This window comes from Corynebacterium mendelii, from assembly GCF_017307055.1.
GTDB lineage: Bacteria > Actinomycetota > Actinomycetes > Mycobacteriales > Mycobacteriaceae > Corynebacterium > Corynebacterium mendelii.
Genome location: NZ_JAFLEQ010000003.1, coordinates 418,763 through 436,908 on the forward strand (window position 1 = coordinate 418,763; position 18,146 = coordinate 436,908).

At 65.9% G+C, this 18,146-nt stretch carries 17 protein-coding genes; 9 read left to right on the top strand and 8 right to left on the bottom strand.

The genetic code is table 11. From position 1 onward, the window contains the following. Nucleotides 1-4: 4 nt before the first annotated feature. The 5 genes from JZY06_RS01625 to JZY06_RS01645 form a co-directional block, all read right to left on the bottom strand. Nucleotides 5-685 (bottom strand): metal-dependent transcriptional regulator, encoded by a 681-nt coding sequence (locus JZY06_RS01625; protein ID WP_207117945.1) that lies wholly within the window; start codon nucleotides 683-685, stop codon nucleotides 5-7. Between the two features lie 418 nt (nucleotides 686-1,103). Continuing rightward, a complete protein-coding gene (locus tag JZY06_RS01630; protein ID WP_207117948.1) occupies nucleotides 1,104-2,096 on the bottom strand; it encodes a sigma-70 family RNA polymerase sigma factor in 993 nt (330 codons plus the stop codon). A 244-nt stretch (nucleotides 2,097-2,340) separates the two neighbouring features. Then, nucleotides 2,341-2,775 carry a D-aminoacyl-tRNA deacylase gene (gene dtd, locus JZY06_RS01635; RefSeq protein WP_207117950.1) on the bottom strand — a complete coding sequence of 145 codons (435 nt, stop codon included), beginning with the start codon at nucleotides 2,773-2,775 and terminating at the stop codon, nucleotides 2,341-2,343. 41 nt (nucleotides 2,776-2,816) lie between these two features. After that, nucleotides 2,817-4,376, bottom strand: a complete 1,560-nt coding sequence (locus tag JZY06_RS01640) for a DUF7782 domain-containing protein (RefSeq protein WP_207117952.1) — start codon at nucleotides 4,374-4,376, stop codon at nucleotides 2,817-2,819. 47 nt (nucleotides 4,377-4,423) lie between these two features. Then, complete coding sequence (locus JZY06_RS01645) at nucleotides 4,424-5,110, bottom strand: DUF3099 domain-containing protein (protein ID WP_207117954.1); 687 nt, start codon at nucleotides 5,108-5,110, stop codon at nucleotides 4,424-4,426. A gap of 45 nt (nucleotides 5,111-5,155) precedes the next feature. On the opposite strand from JZY06_RS01645, the gene JZY06_RS01650 reads away from it, so the two are divergent. The 4 genes from JZY06_RS01650 to JZY06_RS12520 all read left to right on the top strand — a co-directional run bounded on the left by JZY06_RS01650 (nucleotide 5,156) and on the right by JZY06_RS12520 (nucleotide 9,529). Further along, nucleotides 5,156-5,407 carry a DUF3039 domain-containing protein gene (locus JZY06_RS01650; protein WP_207117957.1) on the top strand — a complete coding sequence of 84 codons (252 nt, stop codon included), beginning with the start codon at nucleotides 5,156-5,158 and terminating at the stop codon, nucleotides 5,405-5,407. A 6-nt stretch (nucleotides 5,408-5,413) separates the two neighbouring features. Next, a complete protein-coding gene (locus tag JZY06_RS01655; RefSeq protein ID WP_207117959.1) occupies nucleotides 5,414-7,120 on the top strand; it encodes a DEAD/DEAH box helicase in 1,707 nt (568 codons plus the stop codon). A 256-nt stretch (nucleotides 7,121-7,376) separates the two neighbouring features. Then, the gene (locus tag JZY06_RS01660) at nucleotides 7,377-8,123 is read left to right on the top strand and encodes a DUF4190 domain-containing protein (RefSeq protein WP_207117962.1); all 747 of its coding nucleotides are present in this window, start codon (nucleotides 7,377-7,379) and stop codon (nucleotides 8,121-8,123) included. After that, nucleotides 8,120-9,529, top strand: coding sequence for a DUF418 domain-containing protein (locus JZY06_RS12520; protein WP_207117965.1), 1,410 nt, complete (start codon nucleotides 8,120-8,122; stop codon nucleotides 9,527-9,529). The genes JZY06_RS01660 and JZY06_RS12520 overlap by 4 nt, the downstream gene beginning before the upstream one ends. A gap of 340 nt (nucleotides 9,530-9,869) precedes the next feature. Here the strand turns inward: JZY06_RS12520 and JZY06_RS01670 are convergent, their stop codons facing one another. Continuing rightward, entirely contained in the window at nucleotides 9,870-11,531 is a 1,662-nt protein-coding gene (locus tag JZY06_RS01670) for an RNA polymerase sigma factor (protein WP_207117968.1), read from the bottom strand. A gap of 686 nt (nucleotides 11,532-12,217) precedes the next feature. Continuing rightward, nucleotides 12,218-12,973: a polyphosphate--glucose phosphotransferase gene (ppgK, locus tag JZY06_RS01675; protein WP_207117970.1), complete on the bottom strand. Its 756-nt coding sequence runs from the start codon at nucleotides 12,971-12,973 to the stop codon at nucleotides 12,218-12,220. Nucleotides 12,974-13,346: 373 nt separating this feature from the next. On the opposite strand from ppgK, the gene JZY06_RS01680 reads away from it, so the two are divergent. Then, nucleotides 13,347-14,345, top strand: a complete 999-nt coding sequence (locus JZY06_RS01680) for an inositol monophosphatase family protein (RefSeq protein ID WP_330617014.1) — start codon at nucleotides 13,347-13,349, stop codon at nucleotides 14,343-14,345. 278 nt (nucleotides 14,346-14,623) lie between these two features. Further along, nucleotides 14,624-14,914, top strand: a complete 291-nt coding sequence (locus JZY06_RS01685; protein ID WP_207117973.1) for a DUF4193 family protein — start codon at nucleotides 14,624-14,626, stop codon at nucleotides 14,912-14,914. 322 nt (nucleotides 14,915-15,236) lie between these two features. Here the strand turns inward: JZY06_RS01685 and JZY06_RS01690 are convergent, their stop codons facing one another. Further along, entirely contained in the window at nucleotides 15,237-15,752 is a 516-nt protein-coding gene (locus JZY06_RS01690; RefSeq protein WP_207117976.1) for a DUF3093 domain-containing protein, read from the bottom strand. 144 nt (nucleotides 15,753-15,896) lie between these two features. Here JZY06_RS01690 and dut point away from each other — a divergent pair, with 144 nt between their 5' ends. The 3 genes from dut to JZY06_RS01705 all read left to right on the top strand — a co-directional run. Beyond that, on the top strand, nucleotides 15,897-16,325 hold the full coding sequence (dut, locus tag JZY06_RS01695; protein WP_207118300.1) for a dUTP diphosphatase: 429 nt from the start codon (nucleotides 15,897-15,899) through the stop codon (nucleotides 16,323-16,325). Nucleotides 16,326-16,586: 261 nt separating this feature from the next. Further along, nucleotides 16,587-17,429: a DUF3710 domain-containing protein gene (locus tag JZY06_RS01700; protein WP_207117978.1), complete on the top strand. Its 843-nt coding sequence runs from the start codon at nucleotides 16,587-16,589 to the stop codon at nucleotides 17,427-17,429. 4 nt (nucleotides 17,430-17,433) lie between these two features. After that, nucleotides 17,434-18,146 (top strand): DUF3159 domain-containing protein (locus JZY06_RS01705; RefSeq protein ID WP_407929821.1); only part of this gene is annotated, 713 nt, incomplete at its 3' end.

An 18,146-nucleotide genomic window follows, 5' to 3' on the forward strand; every position in this document is an offset into this window, starting at 1 on the left:
GCCTTTACTGGCGCTCGAGGCGGACCGCGTGGGCCAGCTCGTCGTCGATGATGATCTCGGTGCCGTCCTTGACCAAGCTGACGTGGCCCTTGGTGACGGACACCTCGACGATGGAATCGACGAAAATATCGGCTTCGAGCAGTTTCCGCATCTGCTCGTTGTCGCACTGGAAGATTTCGTTCAGGGCGACGATCCGGCAGGTGTGGGACTGATCGGGGGACAGATCAATGGCCCGCTCACCGACGACGGGAACCGAGTTTTGCTGTATACCGAGTTCTTCCAGTCCGGGGATCGGATTGCCGAAGGGGGAGCGGGTGTGTTCGGGGAGAACCTCGACCAGACGCCGTTCCACCTCCACTGACATCACGTGCTCCCACCGGCAGGCTTCGGCGTGGACTTTGAGGATGTCCAGGCCGATGGTGTTGGACAGCAACTGCTCGGCGAGACGGTGTTTGCGCATCACCGCAATGGCGGTGCGGCGTCCGAGTTCGGTCATCTTCAGCGAACGGTCGCCGGCGACATGCACCAGGCCGTCGCGTTCCATGCGGGCCACAGTCTGGCTGACTGTCGGTCCCGACTGCTCCAGGCGTTCAGCGATCCGCGCCCGAAGCGGAACGATTCCCTCCTCCTCGAGCTCGTAGATCGTGCGGAGATACATCTCCGTTGTATCGACGAGATCTTTCACTTCGCGAAACACCTTTCTTGTGTACGTGGCAACTCCGGGCTGTGTGTCAACCGAGACCGGAAAAGCCGCCGTTATGCACCATATCTGCAGCATATCGGCTCCGGCACGGTGCACGCAGGCACCTGAATAAGACTCTACCCTTTTTCCGTCACATCTATCCGGAAATGGTGATCAACCCCCGTATCCGTCCCGGGCGGGGCGGTCAGCCGGGACGGATAACGGCTCTTGTCGGGTGCGATGATCGCCGTGGCAACCCGTCGAAGGGGAAAAGTGGGTGGAGTCAACGATAGGCACAGACGCGGTCCCGGGCACAGAAAAAACACCGGACGATCCATCTTCGGCAGTGGGTGGATCGCCCGGTGGTACGGCTTTGTCTGGGATAGTCCCGTTCGGGGGGCTTGGGCGGTGCGGGTCGGTGTTAGACGGCGTAGGCGCGCAGTTTGTCGGCCCGTTCGCCGTCGCGGAGTTTGCTCATGACCTCACGCTCGATCTGGCGGACCCGTTCCCGGGACAGGCCGAAGCGGCGGCCGATCTGGTCGAGGGTGCGCGGCACTCCGTCATCCAATCCGTAGCGCAGCCGGATCACTTCCTGTTCACGGACCTCCAGAGAGGCCAGCACGGCACGGACATCAGAATGGCGCAGGGCGGCGACCACGGCCGTCTCGGCGTCGGCGGCGTCGGAGTCTTCGATGAAATCCCCCAGCGGTGCTTCTTCGTCGGCGCCGACGGGCATGTCCAGGCTCACCGGGTCGCGGGACTGCCGCAAAAGCATCTCGATCTTCGATTCGTCGATGCCGGACTCTTCGGCCAGTTCCTCATTGGTGGCTTCCCGGCCCAGTGACTGGTAGAGCTCGCGTTTGATGCGGGAGAGCTTGTTGACCTGTTCGACCAGGTGGACGGGCAGCCGGATGGTGCGCGACTGGTCGGCCATGCCGCGGGTGATCGCCTGCCGGATCCACCAGGTGGCGTAGGTGGAGAACTTGAACCCCTTGGTGTAGTCGAATTTCTCCATGGCGCGGATCAGCCCCAGGTTGCCTTCCTGGATCAGATCCAGAAGTGGCATGCCGCGGTTGGTGTAGCGCTTGGCCAGGGAGACCACCAGCCGCAGATTGGCCTCAAGAAGATGCGACCTGGCCTGCTTGCCCTGCCGGGCGAGCACCTTCAGGTCGCGTTTTTTCGCTCTGGTGAGTTTGACGTCGGGATCGTTCAAAAGATGCTCGGCATACAATCCGACTTCAATCTGCTGGGCCAGCCGCACCTCGTCCTCGGCGGTCAGCAGTGCGGTTTTGCCGATTCCATTCAAATACACCCTGACCAGGTCCGCGGAGGGATTGTCGTTGGTGTGCCCGCGGCGGCTGCCGCGGTCGACGGTCTCGGAAGACGTGGGATCGCTCGTGGATGCGGTACTCATGGGGTCTCCTGCTCCTAAAAATAGGGTGACACAGGACCAACGGGCCGGGGTGGCCGATAGTTCCCTCAGCCAAAGCAGATGGGGCGTCTGCTGTGGCAGATGTCCTCGCGTGAACACCTTTCGCAAATTCTTCCCGCAGGTTGCACCCACCCGTCCGCAGGTGCGGAGGGGTAGTGGGCGGGGGTGATGGTGGGGAACCGGTTGAACGGATGTTGGGCAAGGGTGGCCTGAGTGCGGGCGCCGCTCAGCAGTCAACCAGGACGGTAAAGGGACCTGAGTTGACTGAGCTGACTTCCATCATGGCGCCGAAACGCCCGGTTTCCACGGTGATGCCGCGGTTGCGCAGGCCCGCGGCAAGCGCGTCGATGACCGGTTCGGCCAGGTGGGCCGGGGCGGCGTGCGAATAGGACGGACGGCGGCCTCTGGCGGTGTGCGCCAGCAGCGTGAACTGGCTGATCAACAGGACCGGCGCGGCGACGTCGGCCACCGATACCTCACCGGGAAGAATCCGCAGTTCCGCGATTTTGCGGATCATCGTGTCCAGGTTGTCGGCGCCGTCTTCGGCTTCCACCCCCACCAGGGCCAGAAGTCCGCAGGTGTCGGGGCAGTCGATGGCACCGACTACCTCCCCGTCAACGGTCACGCTTGCTGATGTCACTCGGGAAAGAACTGCTTTCATAAGCCCCACACTACCGGGCGGCGTCGATTCGGCGGAGGTGTTCAGAGGGGCAGATCAGCCGGACGGATCATGCCGTGGCGGAGCAGATCAACGGCGGCGGCCACCGCCGCGTCAACCAACTGCTCGCTGTCGTCGCCGCTGACGGCGGCATAGAGTTCGACGGTGTCTTTCAGCGACAGGCCGGAAGGGTTGAGGCCTTTGACAATGGCGGCCAGGCCCTCGTCGATTTCGTGGCTGAAACCGGGGCCGTCGGTGCGGGTGAGGCGGTACCCGGCAGGGATGAACCCGCACCCGTCGTCGGCGGCGAGCAACACCTCTTCCAGGGCGACCCCGTCGGCCAGGCGGTAACGGGCGGCGGCAATGTCGTCGGCGGTTTTGCCGGACAGCCACTGGGAGCGCACAAAATAGTCGGCGACTTCCGGGGCGAGCGGACCGCGCAGGGGGGTGAGCAGCTGTTCACAGATGACTTCGGTGGGCTGGTCGGCGGGACGTTTTTTGACCGTGATGATCCCCATGCCGATGGCGGCCACATCGGCGGCGGCCAGATAATCCAGCCACGTGCTGGCGCGTTCCACGCCGTCGGCGCTGTGCGGGTCGATGCTTCCGTCACGCAGCCAGGTGCCGACGTACAAGGCCGGATCGACCACATCGCGTTGGATGACACGGACCTCGACACCGTGGTCGTCGAACCAGGAGGCGATGCGCCTGCGCCAGTCCTGCTCGGCCAGATGGACCCAGGATCCGAGAATGACCGCCAGTCCGTCGTCGGTGAGGTGTTCCGCCGCCCCGGCGGCGGCTATTTCGGTGGCCCCATCAAGGTTGAGTCCGGATTCCCGGTAGACCGTCGGTGAGTCCGGCGGGGCGATGACAAAAGGCGGATTGGCGATGATGCGGTCGAAACGCTGCCCGGCCACCGGTTCGTACCAGCTGCCGCGGGACAGTGTCACCGTCGGATGCGGCTGGTGGGGATGCATGCCTTGCGCCGCGGCACACGACAGCCGGGCGCGCAACAGCGCGGCAACCGAAATATCGGTGCCGGTGATGGTGCGGGCCGACGACCACTGGGCGAGCATCTGGATTCCCCCGCCGCAGCCCAAATCGAGCACGCTGTCCACCGGGGTGGTGGGGGTGGCGCCGATCAGCTGCCAGGAAGCCGCCCCGGAGCCGGGCACATGGTCCCGGTCGGGGACGACCCCGGTGACAGCCGCGGGAAAGTCGGCGAAGACCAGCTGGTTCAGGCCGTTGATGGTGTGGGGGCGCACCTGCAGCCGGGAGCAGACTGTGGCGGTCGCCGCTTGCCCTGCCGCGTCGGTCGGCTGGTCGTTGACATCCATCACCCCGGCCCGCACAAGGGCGGCCACAGTATCGGCGCCGACGACCGTTTCGGCCAGGGTGCGCTCAACCGGAGCGGCCAGAACAAAAAGCCGGGTGGCGGTATCCAGACGGCTGCCGCCGTCGGTGGCCGCCCACAGGGCGGCGGGTTCCCCGCGGTCCAGCGCTGCCAGGGCCGGCCCGTAGGCCATTGACAGGGCGTCGTCGGTGAAATCCACGGCTTGTAAAGCGGTGGCAAGGAAAGCTGCTGCTTGTTCGGCGTCGGTCACGCCATGATGATACAAGCCCGCACCACACGTCCCCGGCGGGGCGGTTGTCACGGCTTGTCGGGGCTGTCCGGGGTGGTGAAGCGGGCGGTGGTGAAAAGCCCGTGCCCCCCGGAGCCCGCGGCGGGCGTTCGGTGCCCCGGTTTCGGCTGGGGGCTTTGTCCGCTGCCCGCCGGATCGACCTCACCGGCCCGTGCATCGTACCGGGCGGGCCGCCACATCCCGGCCAGCTCATCCCAGGTCCAGTCCGGGGCGTCGTCTTCGGGGATGGGGCCGGGACCGGTATCCGGCCGCGGGGACACCGGGTCACCGGCCTGCAATGCTTTTCGGGCCGGACCGGCAAGCGCCGGGCCCGCCTGGGCCGCATGCTGTTCCCGCAGCACCTGCGGCTTGTAGACGTTTTGGGTGCGCGGATCACGCGGTTCGCCCTGGGCGTTGCCGAACAGCACCGCAATCCACGGCAAAGGCACGGAAATACAAAAGAACACCCAGGCCAGGGCGATATTGTTCAGTCCCATATAAGCCCAGGCCGACAGGAGGAAAAACGGGATACGTGACCCTTGCAGCCAGGCGTAGCGGATTTCACGTTTGTGCAGGGACTGTTCCCTGGTCAGCTGCTTGCTGGTGATTAGGGTGACATTCTTCCGCCCGCGCCACCGCCACCGGCGCCGGCCACGGCCCGCGGCCGGAGCGGCGGGCGTGTCCGGGTAATCGGGCTGGTCGTCGGGGGAGTCCATGACAGTCAAGTTTAGCCGGTTGGTCAATCCGCAACAGTCTGGGGCATGATGGGGGCCGTGAACACGCGGACAACCACCATTGAACGCCCCGAGGTGCGGGATGCGCACACCGGGGATGACGACACACCGAAGTTTTTCCACTACGTCAAAAAAGACCAGATCATTGACTCCGCGGTCAGCGGCAAGATGGTGCAGGCGCTGTGCGGGGAAACATTCCCGGTGAAAAAACAGGCCAAGCCGGGAAGCCCCGTGTGCCCGAAATGCGAGGAAATCTACCGGCATCTGCGCCGCAGGTGAGCGCCGATGCTGAGAACCTGGCAGAAACAGGCGCTGGACAAATACCTTGCCGCCGCCCCGCAGGACTTCCTGGCCGTGGCCACCCCGGGGGCGGGCAAAACCACCTTCGCGTTGACGGTGGCGAAAAAACTCCTCGACGCCCGCACGGTCACCCAGCTGATTGTGGTGGTGCCCACCGAGCATCTGAAAGTGCAGTGGTCACAGGCCGCCGCCCGGTTCGGGATTTCACTCGATCCCACGTTCACCAACACCGGCGGCGCGGTCAACCCGGCCTACGACGGGATCGCGGTGACCTATGCGCAGGTGTCGATGCACCCCTACAAACACAATGCGCTGGCCGTCAACAAAGACACCCTGGTGATCCTCGACGAAATCCACCACGGCGGGGACGCCAAATCGTGGGGCGAGGGTATCCGCATCGCCTACACCGACGTCACCCGGCGGCTGGCACTGACCGGCACCCCGTTCCGCAGCGATGATTCCCCGATCCCGTTTGTCACCTACACCGACGACGGTTCGGGTTATCTGAAATCGCGGGCCGACCACACCTACGGCTACGGCGACGCCCTGGCCGACGGCGTGGTGCGCCCGGTGGTGTTTCTGGCCTACTCCGGGGAAGCCCGGTGGCGGTCGAACGCCGGGGAGGAATTCGCCGCCCGGCTCGGTGAGCCGCTCAATGCCGAACAAACCGCCCGGGCCTGGAAAACCGCACTGGATCCGAAGGGCGACTGGATTCCGGCGGTGCTCAAAGCAGCCCACACCAGGCTCACCCAGCTGCGGGAACGCATGCCCGATGCCGGCGGGCTGGTGATTGCCACCGACACCAAAACCGCCCGGGCGTACGCGAAGATTCTGCAGCTCTACGCCAACACCCCGGTGGCGGTGGTGTTATCCGATGAGGCCGGCGCCTCGGAGAGAATCAAGGAATTTTCCGACTCCACCGACGAGTGGATGGTGGCCGTGCGCATGGTCTCCGAAGGGGTCGATGTGCCACGGCTGGCGGTGGGCGTCTACGCCACCTCTGCGTCCACACCACTGTTTTTCGCCCAGGCCATCGGCCGCTTCGTCCGTTCCCGCATGCCCGGGGAAACCGCCAGCGTCTTTTTGCCCAGCGTGCCGGTGCTGCTTGATCTGGCCGCCCAACTGGAAGCCCAGCGCGACCATGTGCTCGGTAAACCCGACCGGCCGAAAGAAGGTTGGGACGATGAGGAGCTGGCCAAAGCCAACCGGGAGATGAACGAACCCGGCGATGATGCGGACAAAGGCTACGAATCCCTGGGCGCGGAAGCCGAACTCGACAGCCTCATCTTCGACGGCTCCACCTACGGCACCGCCACTCTGGCCGGAAGCGAGGAAGAAGCCGACTATCTGGGCTTGCCGGGGCTGCTCAACCCGGAACAGATGAAACAGCTGCTGGCCCAACGCCAGACCGAACAGCTCGACCGGCGCGACGAACAGGCCGCCCGGGCGGCGGAAGACGACAAGCTGACAAACGATCCCGGGCGCAAGGCAAGCGCCGAGCGTGCCGCCAGCGAGGAAATCCCGGCGCTGCGCAAAGAACTCAACGCGCTGGTTTCGATTACCGCCTCCCGCACCGGGAAACCGCATTCCCGCATCCACTCCGAGGCCCGAAACAACTGCGGTGGACCCCCCACCCCGATGTGCACCGCCCAGCAGCTGCGCGACCGGATCGCCTACCTGCGCCGCTGGTAGCCGGACGATAAACCACTGCCGCCGGGGTGGTGCGGTGTCGTCTCCGCCCCATCGCCCCGCGGGCCACAAGCCCGGTGGCACCAAGGGGGCGCAGGGCGCAAACAAGACGCCCCCCGGCCCTGCCGGGCGGGCTGCGCCGGCTGGATGGCCGCGCCCTCCCGGCCGGTAGCCCGGCCCACTGGCCGAGAGGCTTGGTGCGGTTGTACCATCGGGCCTTCCTTCCACTTAACCCCGGAAAGGACCGATCGCGACGGATATGACTCATCCCACACCGGATCCCGCCACTGTCGGGCGCAACCGACCACCGGAAAAATCAACCGGACAGGGGGGATTGCCCGGCCAGGCCGGAAAACACGACGCCACCGGCTGGACCTCCACACCCATGGCCGCACCCGGCCACCACCTGCCGGAGACCCACCCGGTCTATCTGCGCCCGGCCACACCCGCCGACATCTACGGTGACACGGGTCTTCCCGGCTACGCCGGAGCCCGGGGTCCCCTGATCGACCCGGCGAACCCGGCGGCCGGGACCACCAGAGCCAACCGGCGCAATACCCGGGCCACGGTGTCGCTTTTGTGCGGTATCACCGCTTTTGTGATGATGTTCACCATCATCGGCTGGGTGATCAGCCTGGCGGCAGGTGCCGTCGGCCTGATCACCGGTGTCACCGGCCTTGCCGCGTCACGGACAACCCGCACCGGGAAAGGCAAAGCCGCAACCGGGCTGATTCTGTCGGTTCTCGGCATCGCCGTCCTGCCGGCGGTGGTGACGGCCTTCATCATGTGGGTAGGCACAGCCACCGTCAGCGGCCTGACCGACTGCGGTTCAACCTACGACACACCCGACCAGCTGCAGGCCTGTGCCCAAAAGGTCGTCGACCGGCGGTGGCCTGACGGTTCCGCCATCGGCGATGCCATTGTTGAGATCGCCGGTACGGCGGACACACCGGATTCCGGCGCAGACAGCGACAGCGCCGTCACCCGGGAAGGGGACAAACAGTGACAGAAAACAAACCGCACCCCGCGACAGTGGCGCCCGCAGCTGAACCCGCCAACACCCGCCGGGGCCGGTCCACCGTCGCCCCGCAGGCCAGGCTGATCGCCCCCGATCTGGCCCGCGGCCTGACACTACTGTCGATCGCCATGGCCAACGCCACCGTCACCTGGGGGCGGCACACAGACACCGTCGCCCTGCCGGATCTGGGGGGAATCACCGGCGACGGTACCGCCGACAAGCTCGCCATCGCTTTCGGCATCCTGTTCACCCATGTGCGCGGCCTGCCGCTGTTTTCCACGCTCATGGGATACGGCACAGGCATGCTGGCGCTGAGCCTGTGGCGGCGCGGATACCCGGTCGGCGCGGCCCGCGCGGTACTGATCCGCCGCTACGGGCTGCTCAGCGTTATCGGCGTTGCCCACATGGTCCTCGCCTACCTCGGCGACATCATGTTCTTCTACGGGGTGGCGGGAATTCTGCTGGCCGCCCTGATGGTGTTTCGCGACAAAACCCTCTACATCATTGCCGCGATCCTGGGCAGCATCGGGCTGGTGGTGTTCGGCGCCGGGGGACTGCTCGCCGGAACCGGGCCGATGGCGCAGGGAACCGTCTCCGCCACCGCGGTCAGCTACCCGCTCTACGTTCTCGTCAACGTCGGAGCCCTGATCGTTCAGATCGTCATGGTGCCGGTGGAAATCATCACCGTTTTCCCGGTGATCCTCATCGGCTTCATCTGGGGCAGAAACCGGGTGATCAGCAATGCCCGGCAGCACAAACCACTGCTGATTACCGCCGCTGTCATCGGTGTGGCGGCAAACCTTGCCACAGCCGTCCCGGCTATCCTGGCCCTCTACGGGTTCATTGACGCCAGCTGGGTGGAACGGGCAGGCACCGTCAACGCTGCCAGCGGTATGCTCACCGGTCCGGGCAGCCTGGCACTGATCGTCCTTGTGTGTATGCCGCTGCAGCGGCGCATCAGCGCCGCTGTCGCCGCCGGGAATCCGCGGCCCATCCCGGCGGTGCTGGTGCCGTTCGTGGCTCTCGGCCGACGGTCCATGACCGGGTATGTGCTGCAATCGGTGCTGTTTGTGGCGCTGCTGACCCCCTTCACCCTGGATCTGGGGCAGGACAAGGGGGCGCTGTGGCTGACCCTCACCGCCACCGCGGTGTGGGCTGTGACGGTGGTTGTTGCCTGGGCACTTGAACTGGCTGATCTTCCCGGCCCCCTGGAGTGGGTGCACCGGCGGCTCGCCTACGGCAACAACGGGCTTCAGGGGCACTGGCGGCCCGACCATCCGCTGCCGGTGCGGCCCGGCGAGCTGATCGTGTGTTCGGCCGCCGACAATCCGACAATGATCATCGACGCACCGGGCCAGCCGCCCCGGCCATATACTCCCCGGCAGCAATGCTGACCGGCCGCCGGTGACGGCCACCCGGCTTGCGGGACGGCACAAACACGCCACCGGTCTCCGGGGCCGCCCGCGAAAAGCGAACCACGGCCGGTGTGTTGCCGGTGCCACCATCAGCGGCGGCACCGGCGGCCACCGGGCCGGTTGGACCGGACCCAGATCCGGTGGGCAGCCCGGAACACAACACCCGATTTTTTCCGCGGCACCGGGGCGCACTGACTCGCACGGCCAGTAACGGGGGACAGCCCGGCCGTTTCGGGGGACACCGCCGCAGAAAAACACCGGCACCCCACTGCCCGGCGCATCCTGTGCGCCGGGCAGTGGGGTGCCAACAACAGCTGTTCTAGTCGAGGTAGTCGCGCAGCACCTGGCTGCGGGAGGGGTGGCGCAGCTTCGACATGGTCTTCGATTCGATCTGGCGGATGCGTTCCCGGGTGACCCCGTAAACCTGGCCGATCTCGTCGAGGGTGCGCGGCATGCCGTCGGTCAATCCGAAGCGCAGCCGGACCACACCGGCCTCACGCTCGGAGAGGGTTTGCAGCACATCCTGCAGCTGATCCTGCAGCAGGGTGAAGCTGACCGCGTCGACGGCCACCACGGCTTCGGAGTCCTCGATGAAATCCCCGAGCTGGCTGTCACCCTCATCGCCGATGGTCTGGTCCAGGGAGATCGGTTCGCGGGCGTACTGCTGGATTTCCAGCACCTTGTCGACATCGATGTCCATCTCCTGGGCGAGTTCCTCCGGGGAGGGTTCGCGTCCCAGGTCCTGCAGCAGTTCACGCTGGATGCGGCCGAGTTTGTTGATGACCTCGACCATGTGCACCGGAATACGGATGGTGCGGGCCTGGTCGGCCATGGCGCGGGTGATGGCCTGCCGGATCCACCAGGTGGCGTAGGTGGAGAACTTGTAGCCCTTGGTGTAGTCGAACTTTTCGACCGCACGGATAAGACCGAGGTTTCCTTCCTGGATGAGATCCAGGAAAGCCATGCCGCGGCCGGTGTAGCGCTTGGCCAGGGAGACCACCAGGCGGAGGTTGGCCTCCAGCAGGTGGTTTTTGGCTTTGCGGCCGTCGCGGGCGATATGCCGCAGGTCGCGTTTGACTGCCGGGGTCAGCTTGGCGTCTTTGTCACCGGCCGCGTAGGCCTTGGCCATCTCCTCCATGCGGTATTCCGCATACAGTCCGGCCTCGATGCGTTTGGCCAGGGAGACCTCCTGCTCGGCGTTGAGCAGGGCGACTTTGCCGATCTGTTTGAGGTAGGCCCTCACCGAGTCGGCCGACGCGGTCAGTTCCGCGTCTTTGCGGGCCTGGCGCAGGGCCGCGGATTCGTCCTCGTCCCATACCGAGGAACCGTCGTCCTCATCGTCGTCATCGTCGGAGTCGTCGTCCTCGTCGGCGGGAAGACCGTTGCCGTCGAAGTCGGTGTCGTCGTCCTCGTCGTCGCCGGTGAAATCGGTGGTGAACTCGTCGTCGATCTGCTCGTCGTCGTCGGTGGGGCCGTCGTCCGTGGTGGTTTTTTCGGGTGCGGAGGCTTTTTTGGTGGCGGCTTTTTTCGCGGCGGTCTTTTTGGTGGTTTTCTTCGCCGTCTTTTTCACCGCTTTTGCGGCGGTTTTCCTGGCCGTCTTTTTCGCCGTCTTCTTCGCGGTTTTCTTGGCCGTCTTTGTGGTGGTTGTCTTTGTCGCGGACGAAGTTGGGGTGGTCTCGTCGGTGGTCTCCGCGGCGGTGCCGACGGCGGCCGTGGCCTTGCGGGCGGTTTTCTTCGCCGTCTTTGTCGCGGTTTTCTTCGCGGTTTTCTTCGCGGTTTTCTTCGCCGGGGCAGACGAATCCCCACTGGGGGTCGACCCGGTGGAGGGGGTGGATGCGGCGGCACTGCGGGGTGCCGCCTTGCGGGCAGTTTTGCGCGCGGTTTTCTTTGCCGTCTTTTTGACGGACTTTGTCGCCGCGCGGGAAGTAGTCCCGGTGCCGGTGTCTTCCGGTTCCTGCGGTGAGGATTCGGTGGATGCCACGGACGCCCTTTCGCCTTGAAGTGATTCTCGGACTGGTATCAAACCCCGGAAGGATACATGTCGTCCCGCCGGTGGTGCACCACCCGGTGGTTGTCGCACGTCGGCCACTGTACAAACCCGCGGCCCCGGGTGATGGGGAACAACCGCCGGTGAATGGGGATCATCGTAGAAAACGTGCCGGTCAATATGGATCAAACATCCAGTGCCCGGTCCGGCCGACCGGGGTCGGTCCAGGGGGTACTGGCGGTGGAATTGTCGGCGATCAACCGATGGTTCGTCCGGCCGGTGGGGAATGCGGATGCACACCGAGCGTGATGGTATTCCCCTCAACGCAGACAAACCCACCGGCAATAATCATCCCTTTCGGGTTCTTGCCGGTGTGTGATCTGTGAAGGTGCAGGCCGTTGATCCCGGCGGCATAAAACACCGGGAGCACGCCTGTCCCACCGCTGGTGAGCCACCCGCAGTCAGGACAACGCCCCAGTATAGAGGACCGGGCGGTGATCTGCTGCCGGTGGTGGCTGGCCAACGCGGCGGCAGGGGAGGGGCAAGAACCTTAAAACGGTTCCTGAACTGGTTTTTTGGTCTGCCCAGGGGGTTGCTGTCGGTGGTGGCCTGTGGCGTGTCCTCCGCGACCGGGGCCGCGGCGCCCGGTCGCCGCCGGGTGTCAGCGACCGCCTGCCGGCCTAGGGGCGGATGTGGTCGGTCACGGCCATGGCCGCGCCGACAATGCCGGCCCTGTTGCGCAGTTCGGCGGCAACAACGGGGGTGCGGATATCAAGCAGAGGCACCCACTTGTCGGCTTTGCGGGAAATCCCGCCGCCGACAATAAACAGTGACGGCCAGAACAGTCGCTCGTATTCGGCCATGATCTCGGTGACCCGGGCGGCCCAGGTGCTGTAGGAGAGATCCTTTTTCTTCTTCACCGCGCTGGAGGCGTATTTTTCCGCCTCTTTGCTGCCGACGATCATGTGGCCGATCTCGGTATTGGGGTAGAGGGTTCCGTCAACCATGAACGCGGAGCCGATGCCGGTGCCGAAGGTCAGCAGGATCACCGACCCGCGGGCCGCACGCGGATTGCCGAAGCGTGCCTCGGCGATACCGGCCGCGTCGGCGTCGTTGAGGACACTGATTTCCCGGCCGGGCAGCACATCGCCGAAGACTTCCCCGACGGGGGTGTCGATCCACGAGGGATCGATATTGGCCGCTGACAGGGCGGTCTGTTCGCGCACCACCGACGGCAGGGTGATGCCCACCGGGCCGTCCCACCCGGCTTTCTCCACGATCTGGCGGACAGTGTCGGCCACCGCGGCCGGTGTCGCCGGGTCGGGGGTGAGGATTTTGATGCGGTCCCCGATGAATTCACCGGTGGTCAAATCCACCCGCGCCCCCTTGATCCCGGAGCCGCCGACATCGATGCCAAAACCAATCTTTTGTTCCATGACAGTCCAGTCTAGCCGGGCGGGTCACCCGCCACGGAGTCCGGGACACATGCTCCGGGGCTTATGCCGGAACCCCGGCCGTCCACTGCATGCGGGCCGTTGAAGCGGACGGTAAAGTGCCCGTTCCCTGGTCATCGACGGGGGAAAAGAAAAAGATAGCATCAGGTGTCCGGGGGCGGGCCGCAATCTGCCGCCCCCGCCCGCCGGGGCCGGGGTCGTCCGGTCACCGCCGGGGCCGTGGAACAATCGGGGTGCGGCCGCATGATTGCGGCAGCGCTGTCCGTGCGGCCACCGTCCCACCGCCACCCGGCCCGCCCGGGTGCGGTGCAGCCCGGTGCAATCCCGTTCACCCCGTCACCCCGGAGGTTTTTTCGTGACCGATACCACCCACACCATTCGTCAACAGCCGCGACCCGGCGAGGACCGTTCCGGTGGACCCGCCGGTGCGGGGACCGGGTTTTTTGACACCTCCACCCCCCACGGCCAGCTCGTTGAGGTTGCCTACACCGTGTGCCGGCAGGCCATGGAACTTGTCGCCGCGCACCGCGCCCGAATGGGGGATGTCACCGTGGGCATGGCCACCAAATCCTCTGCCGCTGACCCGGTGACCGTGGTCGACCGTGCCGCCGAGGAGTTCATCGCCGCCCGGTTGGCCGCGCTGCGCCCCGACGATGGGCTGGTCGGCGAGGAAGGCCTCAGCGGGGAAACGGCCAGCGGGATCACCTGGATCATCGACCCCATCGACGGGACGGTGAACTTTCTCTACGGGCTGCCCTCGTATGCGGTGTCGCTGGCTGCCGCCGACGCCGACGGCACGATTGTGGCCGGGGCGGTGGGCAATGTGGCCACCGGCTGCATTTATGCCGCGGCCCGCGGGCAGGGGGCGGGGCGCACCACCGTCGGGGTGGTCTCCGCCGGCAACCCCGCCACCGCGGACGGTGGGGCGGCGGCCGGGCGGGAGATTTCCGCACAGGTATTTACCCCGCTGTCACCCAGTGGCTGCCGGGATATCGGGTTGGCGCTGTGCGCGACCGGTTTCGCCTATCTGCCCGCCCGCCGGAAGCAGCAGGCGCACATTCTCACCGGGATTCTTCCGGTGGTGCGCGATATCAGGCGCACCGGGTCCGCGGCACTGGATTTGTGCCTGGTCGCCGAAGGCAAACTCGACTGCTACTACGAGCACGGACTCAATCCGTGGGACTGGGCGGCGGGGGCGTTGGTGGCCGCTGAAGCCGGCTGTGCGCTTGTGCTTCCGCGGCTGGAGGGGCGCTCGGCGCACGGTGAAGTGCTCACCGCGTGTGCACCGGGAATAGCCGGGGCGTTCGCCGCCCTGGCCGAACAAGCCGGAGTCACCGCGGCGCTACCTTTGTGAGCTGGGAAAACAAAACAGTTTCGGGTTTTTTTCATGCTTGAGGTGACAACGGGGGGCTGCACCGCTATCATGCGCTGCGTAACACGGCAACCGCCGCCGCACCCCGCCCGCCGCCACTGCCCGTCGTGACAACCGGTCGGCGCCATCCAATTCACCCCGGTGGAGCACCTCTCGTGTGTGACCGGTCACACCGGACGGCCACCGGTGGATGGTGGGTGCAGCAGCGGAACGTCAGGTTCATTCCGCTTGATGACCGATCTCTCATGTGAGGAGCCCCCTTGGCTACCGACTACGACGCACGCCGCCGCCGCGCGGACGATGACCTTGACGACGACTCGTTCGAAGGGCTCAAAGCCCGGGAACGGTCGGCCGCAACCGATGATGACGACGAGATTGTCGATTCCTTCGAGCTGCCCGCCATGGATCTGGCCGCCGAGGAACTCAATATCACGGTGGTGCCCCGTCGCGCCGACGAATTCACCTGCGCCAGCTGTTTTCTGGTGCAGCGCCGCAACCGCATCGATCACGTCGAGGACGACGGGTCGATCATCTGCCAGGACTGCGCCTGACACCTGTGGCCGGGTTGCCGTCAAACGGCACGCCGGTTGACGGGCAAAGATCGTTGGCCTGCCCGGCAGCTGCCGGGCCGCAGCCCACCGTCACCGGTGACCGCCCACGGCCCGCACAGTCCGGCACACCCCTTTTCCCAACGCCACCCGGCCCGCCGGTGGCTGCCCCGCGGTGCGGGGCGGCCACCGGTTTTTGATCTGCGGGCGCCCCAACCCTCCCGCCCGCCCGTCGGCGGGTGGGAGGCGGCAGGCAACCTGCCTGCCGGGGTGACGGTGTGTGCGTCACTGGCCGCCGGAGGTGTGTGCCACCGGCGGTCAGGAGCTACTGCGTCGTCGAATTGCGGGCCAGATGGGGGACAAACGAGGAGATGAGTTTTTCCGGGTGGCTGGTTGATATCAGCCAGTAGGGGACCGGATCGCCGTCGTCGTCGACCAGCACGAACATGGCCATCTGGGTGATCCAGCCGTGACTGACGACAAAGGCCGCCGGATCCAGCTGTCTGCCCATGGCGGTGAATTTCGCCGACTCCGGAACCGCCATGCAGCGGGCCACCGCATCGGCGGGCAGCTCCGCCCCGCCGGCGTGAAGCCACCGCACGCCCTCGTTGTCCTCGACGACCTCAATGACCGTCGACGACCATTTCAGCAGCACGGTCACCGCGGCGGCGGAAAACAGTGCCAGCGGGATCCATAAAAAGTATTCGTTGCGGTTGTGGGCCATCTGACCGGTAAGAAGTGCCACCACCAGTGCGCCGAGCAGCCACCAGTACCAGGGCACCCACAGTTTTTCCCGGTAGATCACGCCGTGGGGGGTCTTGTTGCCTATCGGTGAACTCACAGGGTCCTACTGTACCGGTAGTCGGTGGGTGTGCAGTCAAGCCAAACCCCGCGTGCCGGCCGCGCGGGCGACGATATAGGCTAGGCGGCTGTGACCGACACCAATGCCGCGCCCTGCACCGCCGACGATCACCGGACCCCGCCGGTGATCAGGCTGAAGAAACTTTCCGACCAAGCCACCATCCCCGTGCGCGCCCACCGGGGTGATGCCGGGGTGGATCTGGCCGCGGTCGAGGCGGTGACGCTGCAACCGGGGCAGCGCGCCCTGGTGGCCACCGGTATCGCCATTGCGCTGCCGCTGGGTTATGTGGGTCTGATCCATCCGCGCAGCGGCCTGGCGTGGAAAAAGGGCCTGTCGGTGGTCAACACGCCGGGCACCATTGATGCCGATTACCGCGGTGAAATCAAGGTCTGTCTGATCAACCACGACCCGGCGCAGCCCATCGAGATCCGGCCCGGCGACCGTATCGCCCAGCTGCTGGTGCAGAAAGTCGAGCTGGTCGATTTCGTGGAAACCGACAGCCTGGACGAGACCGGCCGCGGCACCGGCGGCTACGGCTCCACCGGGGTGTAGGTGCCGCACACCACCCGCCCGCCCCGGCAGCGGCGGAGCAGCCGCTACTGAAGCGGATGTGAAAGCAACCTGAATTCCCGCTTTGCCGGGGCACCTGGCTCAGCCTGCGGCAACCGGGCGCGCTAGTGTTTGGCTTGGGGGCCGCCGCTGCACCGCGCACCGGCACCGGCCACCCACCTGTTGACACCACCAGACATAGACCACCAACCACCGGGCCACCAGCGCGTGCCGACCCGGACCCGACGAAGGCGAGAACAAACGATGGGACTTTTCAACCTCGGCAAAAAGGGCAACCACGCGGCGGACAATCCGGACGCCGAACCGGCTGACAGTACCGGCCGGGCCGATACCCCGCCGCCGGAGCCGGCCTCACTGGCTGAAACCGTCGCCGCCAACCCCACCCCCGCCCACGAGGCCGTCACCACCGACATCGGCCCCTACGACGGGGACCGGGTCGCGGTGGAGGAGTTCGATTTCACCGATTTTGCCGAAGGCGTCCTGGATTTGGGCAGTGTGAAAATGGCGGTGCCGAAAGGCTCCCAGGTGCAGGTGGAGATGGGGGAAAACGGCCCGAAAATGCTGCATGTCCTCACTCCCCACGGCAGGCTCACCCCGGTGGCATTCGCCGCCCCCCGCTCGGCCGGCCAGTGGGACGAGTCCCTCGCCGAGATCGCCGAATCGATGGAAAACGACGGCCTGATGGTGGCGGTGGAACGCGGCCCCTGGGGCAATGAAGTTGTCGGCCGGGCCGCCAACGCCGTGATCCGCCTCATCGGTGTCGATGGACCCCGGTGGCTGTTGCGCACCACCGTGGCCTCCCCGGTGGATTCCGCCGACGAGATGGCCACCCTGGCCCGGGAATGCATTGCCCGCAGCTTCGTCTACCGCGGCAGTGACCCTATTCCGGCCGGAACCTCCCTGCCGGTGGTGCTGCCCGAGGACATGGCCGACCAGCTGCGCACCATGGTTGCCCAGCAGCAGGCCAAGAAATCCGGCGGCGCCCCGAAGCTGCCCAACAACCACTACCCGCCGCAGCAGAACGCCCCCAGCATCCCGGCGATGCAGCGGATCAACACCGATTTGAACAACACCCCGGAGAACTGACAGCGTGCCCACACCGGTCAATCCCCCCGCCCAGTCCACCACCAACACAGACGAACCCGACCAGCAGACCCTGCTGGAGCAAATGGGCGGATTGGGCGGCATCGTCTCGTCGACCCTGCCGATCCTGGTGGTGATTTTCGGCAACAAATACTGGGGTCTTGTGCCCACCCTGCTGGGTGCCCTGGCGGTGGCCGCCGCCATCTTCGTCTGGCGGCTGGTGCGCAAGGAAAACCTGCAGCCGGCGATCTCCGGGTTCATCGGGGTGGCCATCGGCGCGGGCATCGCCTGGGTCACCGGCGACGCCAAGGGGTATTTCCTCTACGGCATCTGGATGTCGCTGCTGTTCGCCATCGTGTTCGTGGTCTCGATGATTGTCCGCTGGCCGATGGTGGGCGTGATCTGGCTGGGGATCAACGGCCATTCCACCGCCTGGCGGAAAGTCACCGCCGCCCGCCGCCACTACCAGGTGGCCACCGCCGCCTGGGCGGTGGTGTTTCTCGCCCGCTTCATTGTGCAGCGCCACTTCTACACCATTGATGCCACCGATGCGCTGGGGATCGCCAAAATCCTCATGGGCTGGCCGCTGACAGCACTTGTGGTGATCCTTACGGTGTGGATGGTCAAACGGGCCTCCCGGGACATCGAGGACTACGAAAACGCCACCGGCGAGGTCATTATCGCCCGGGAGCCGGACACTGCGCCGGACCAGCCCGGTCC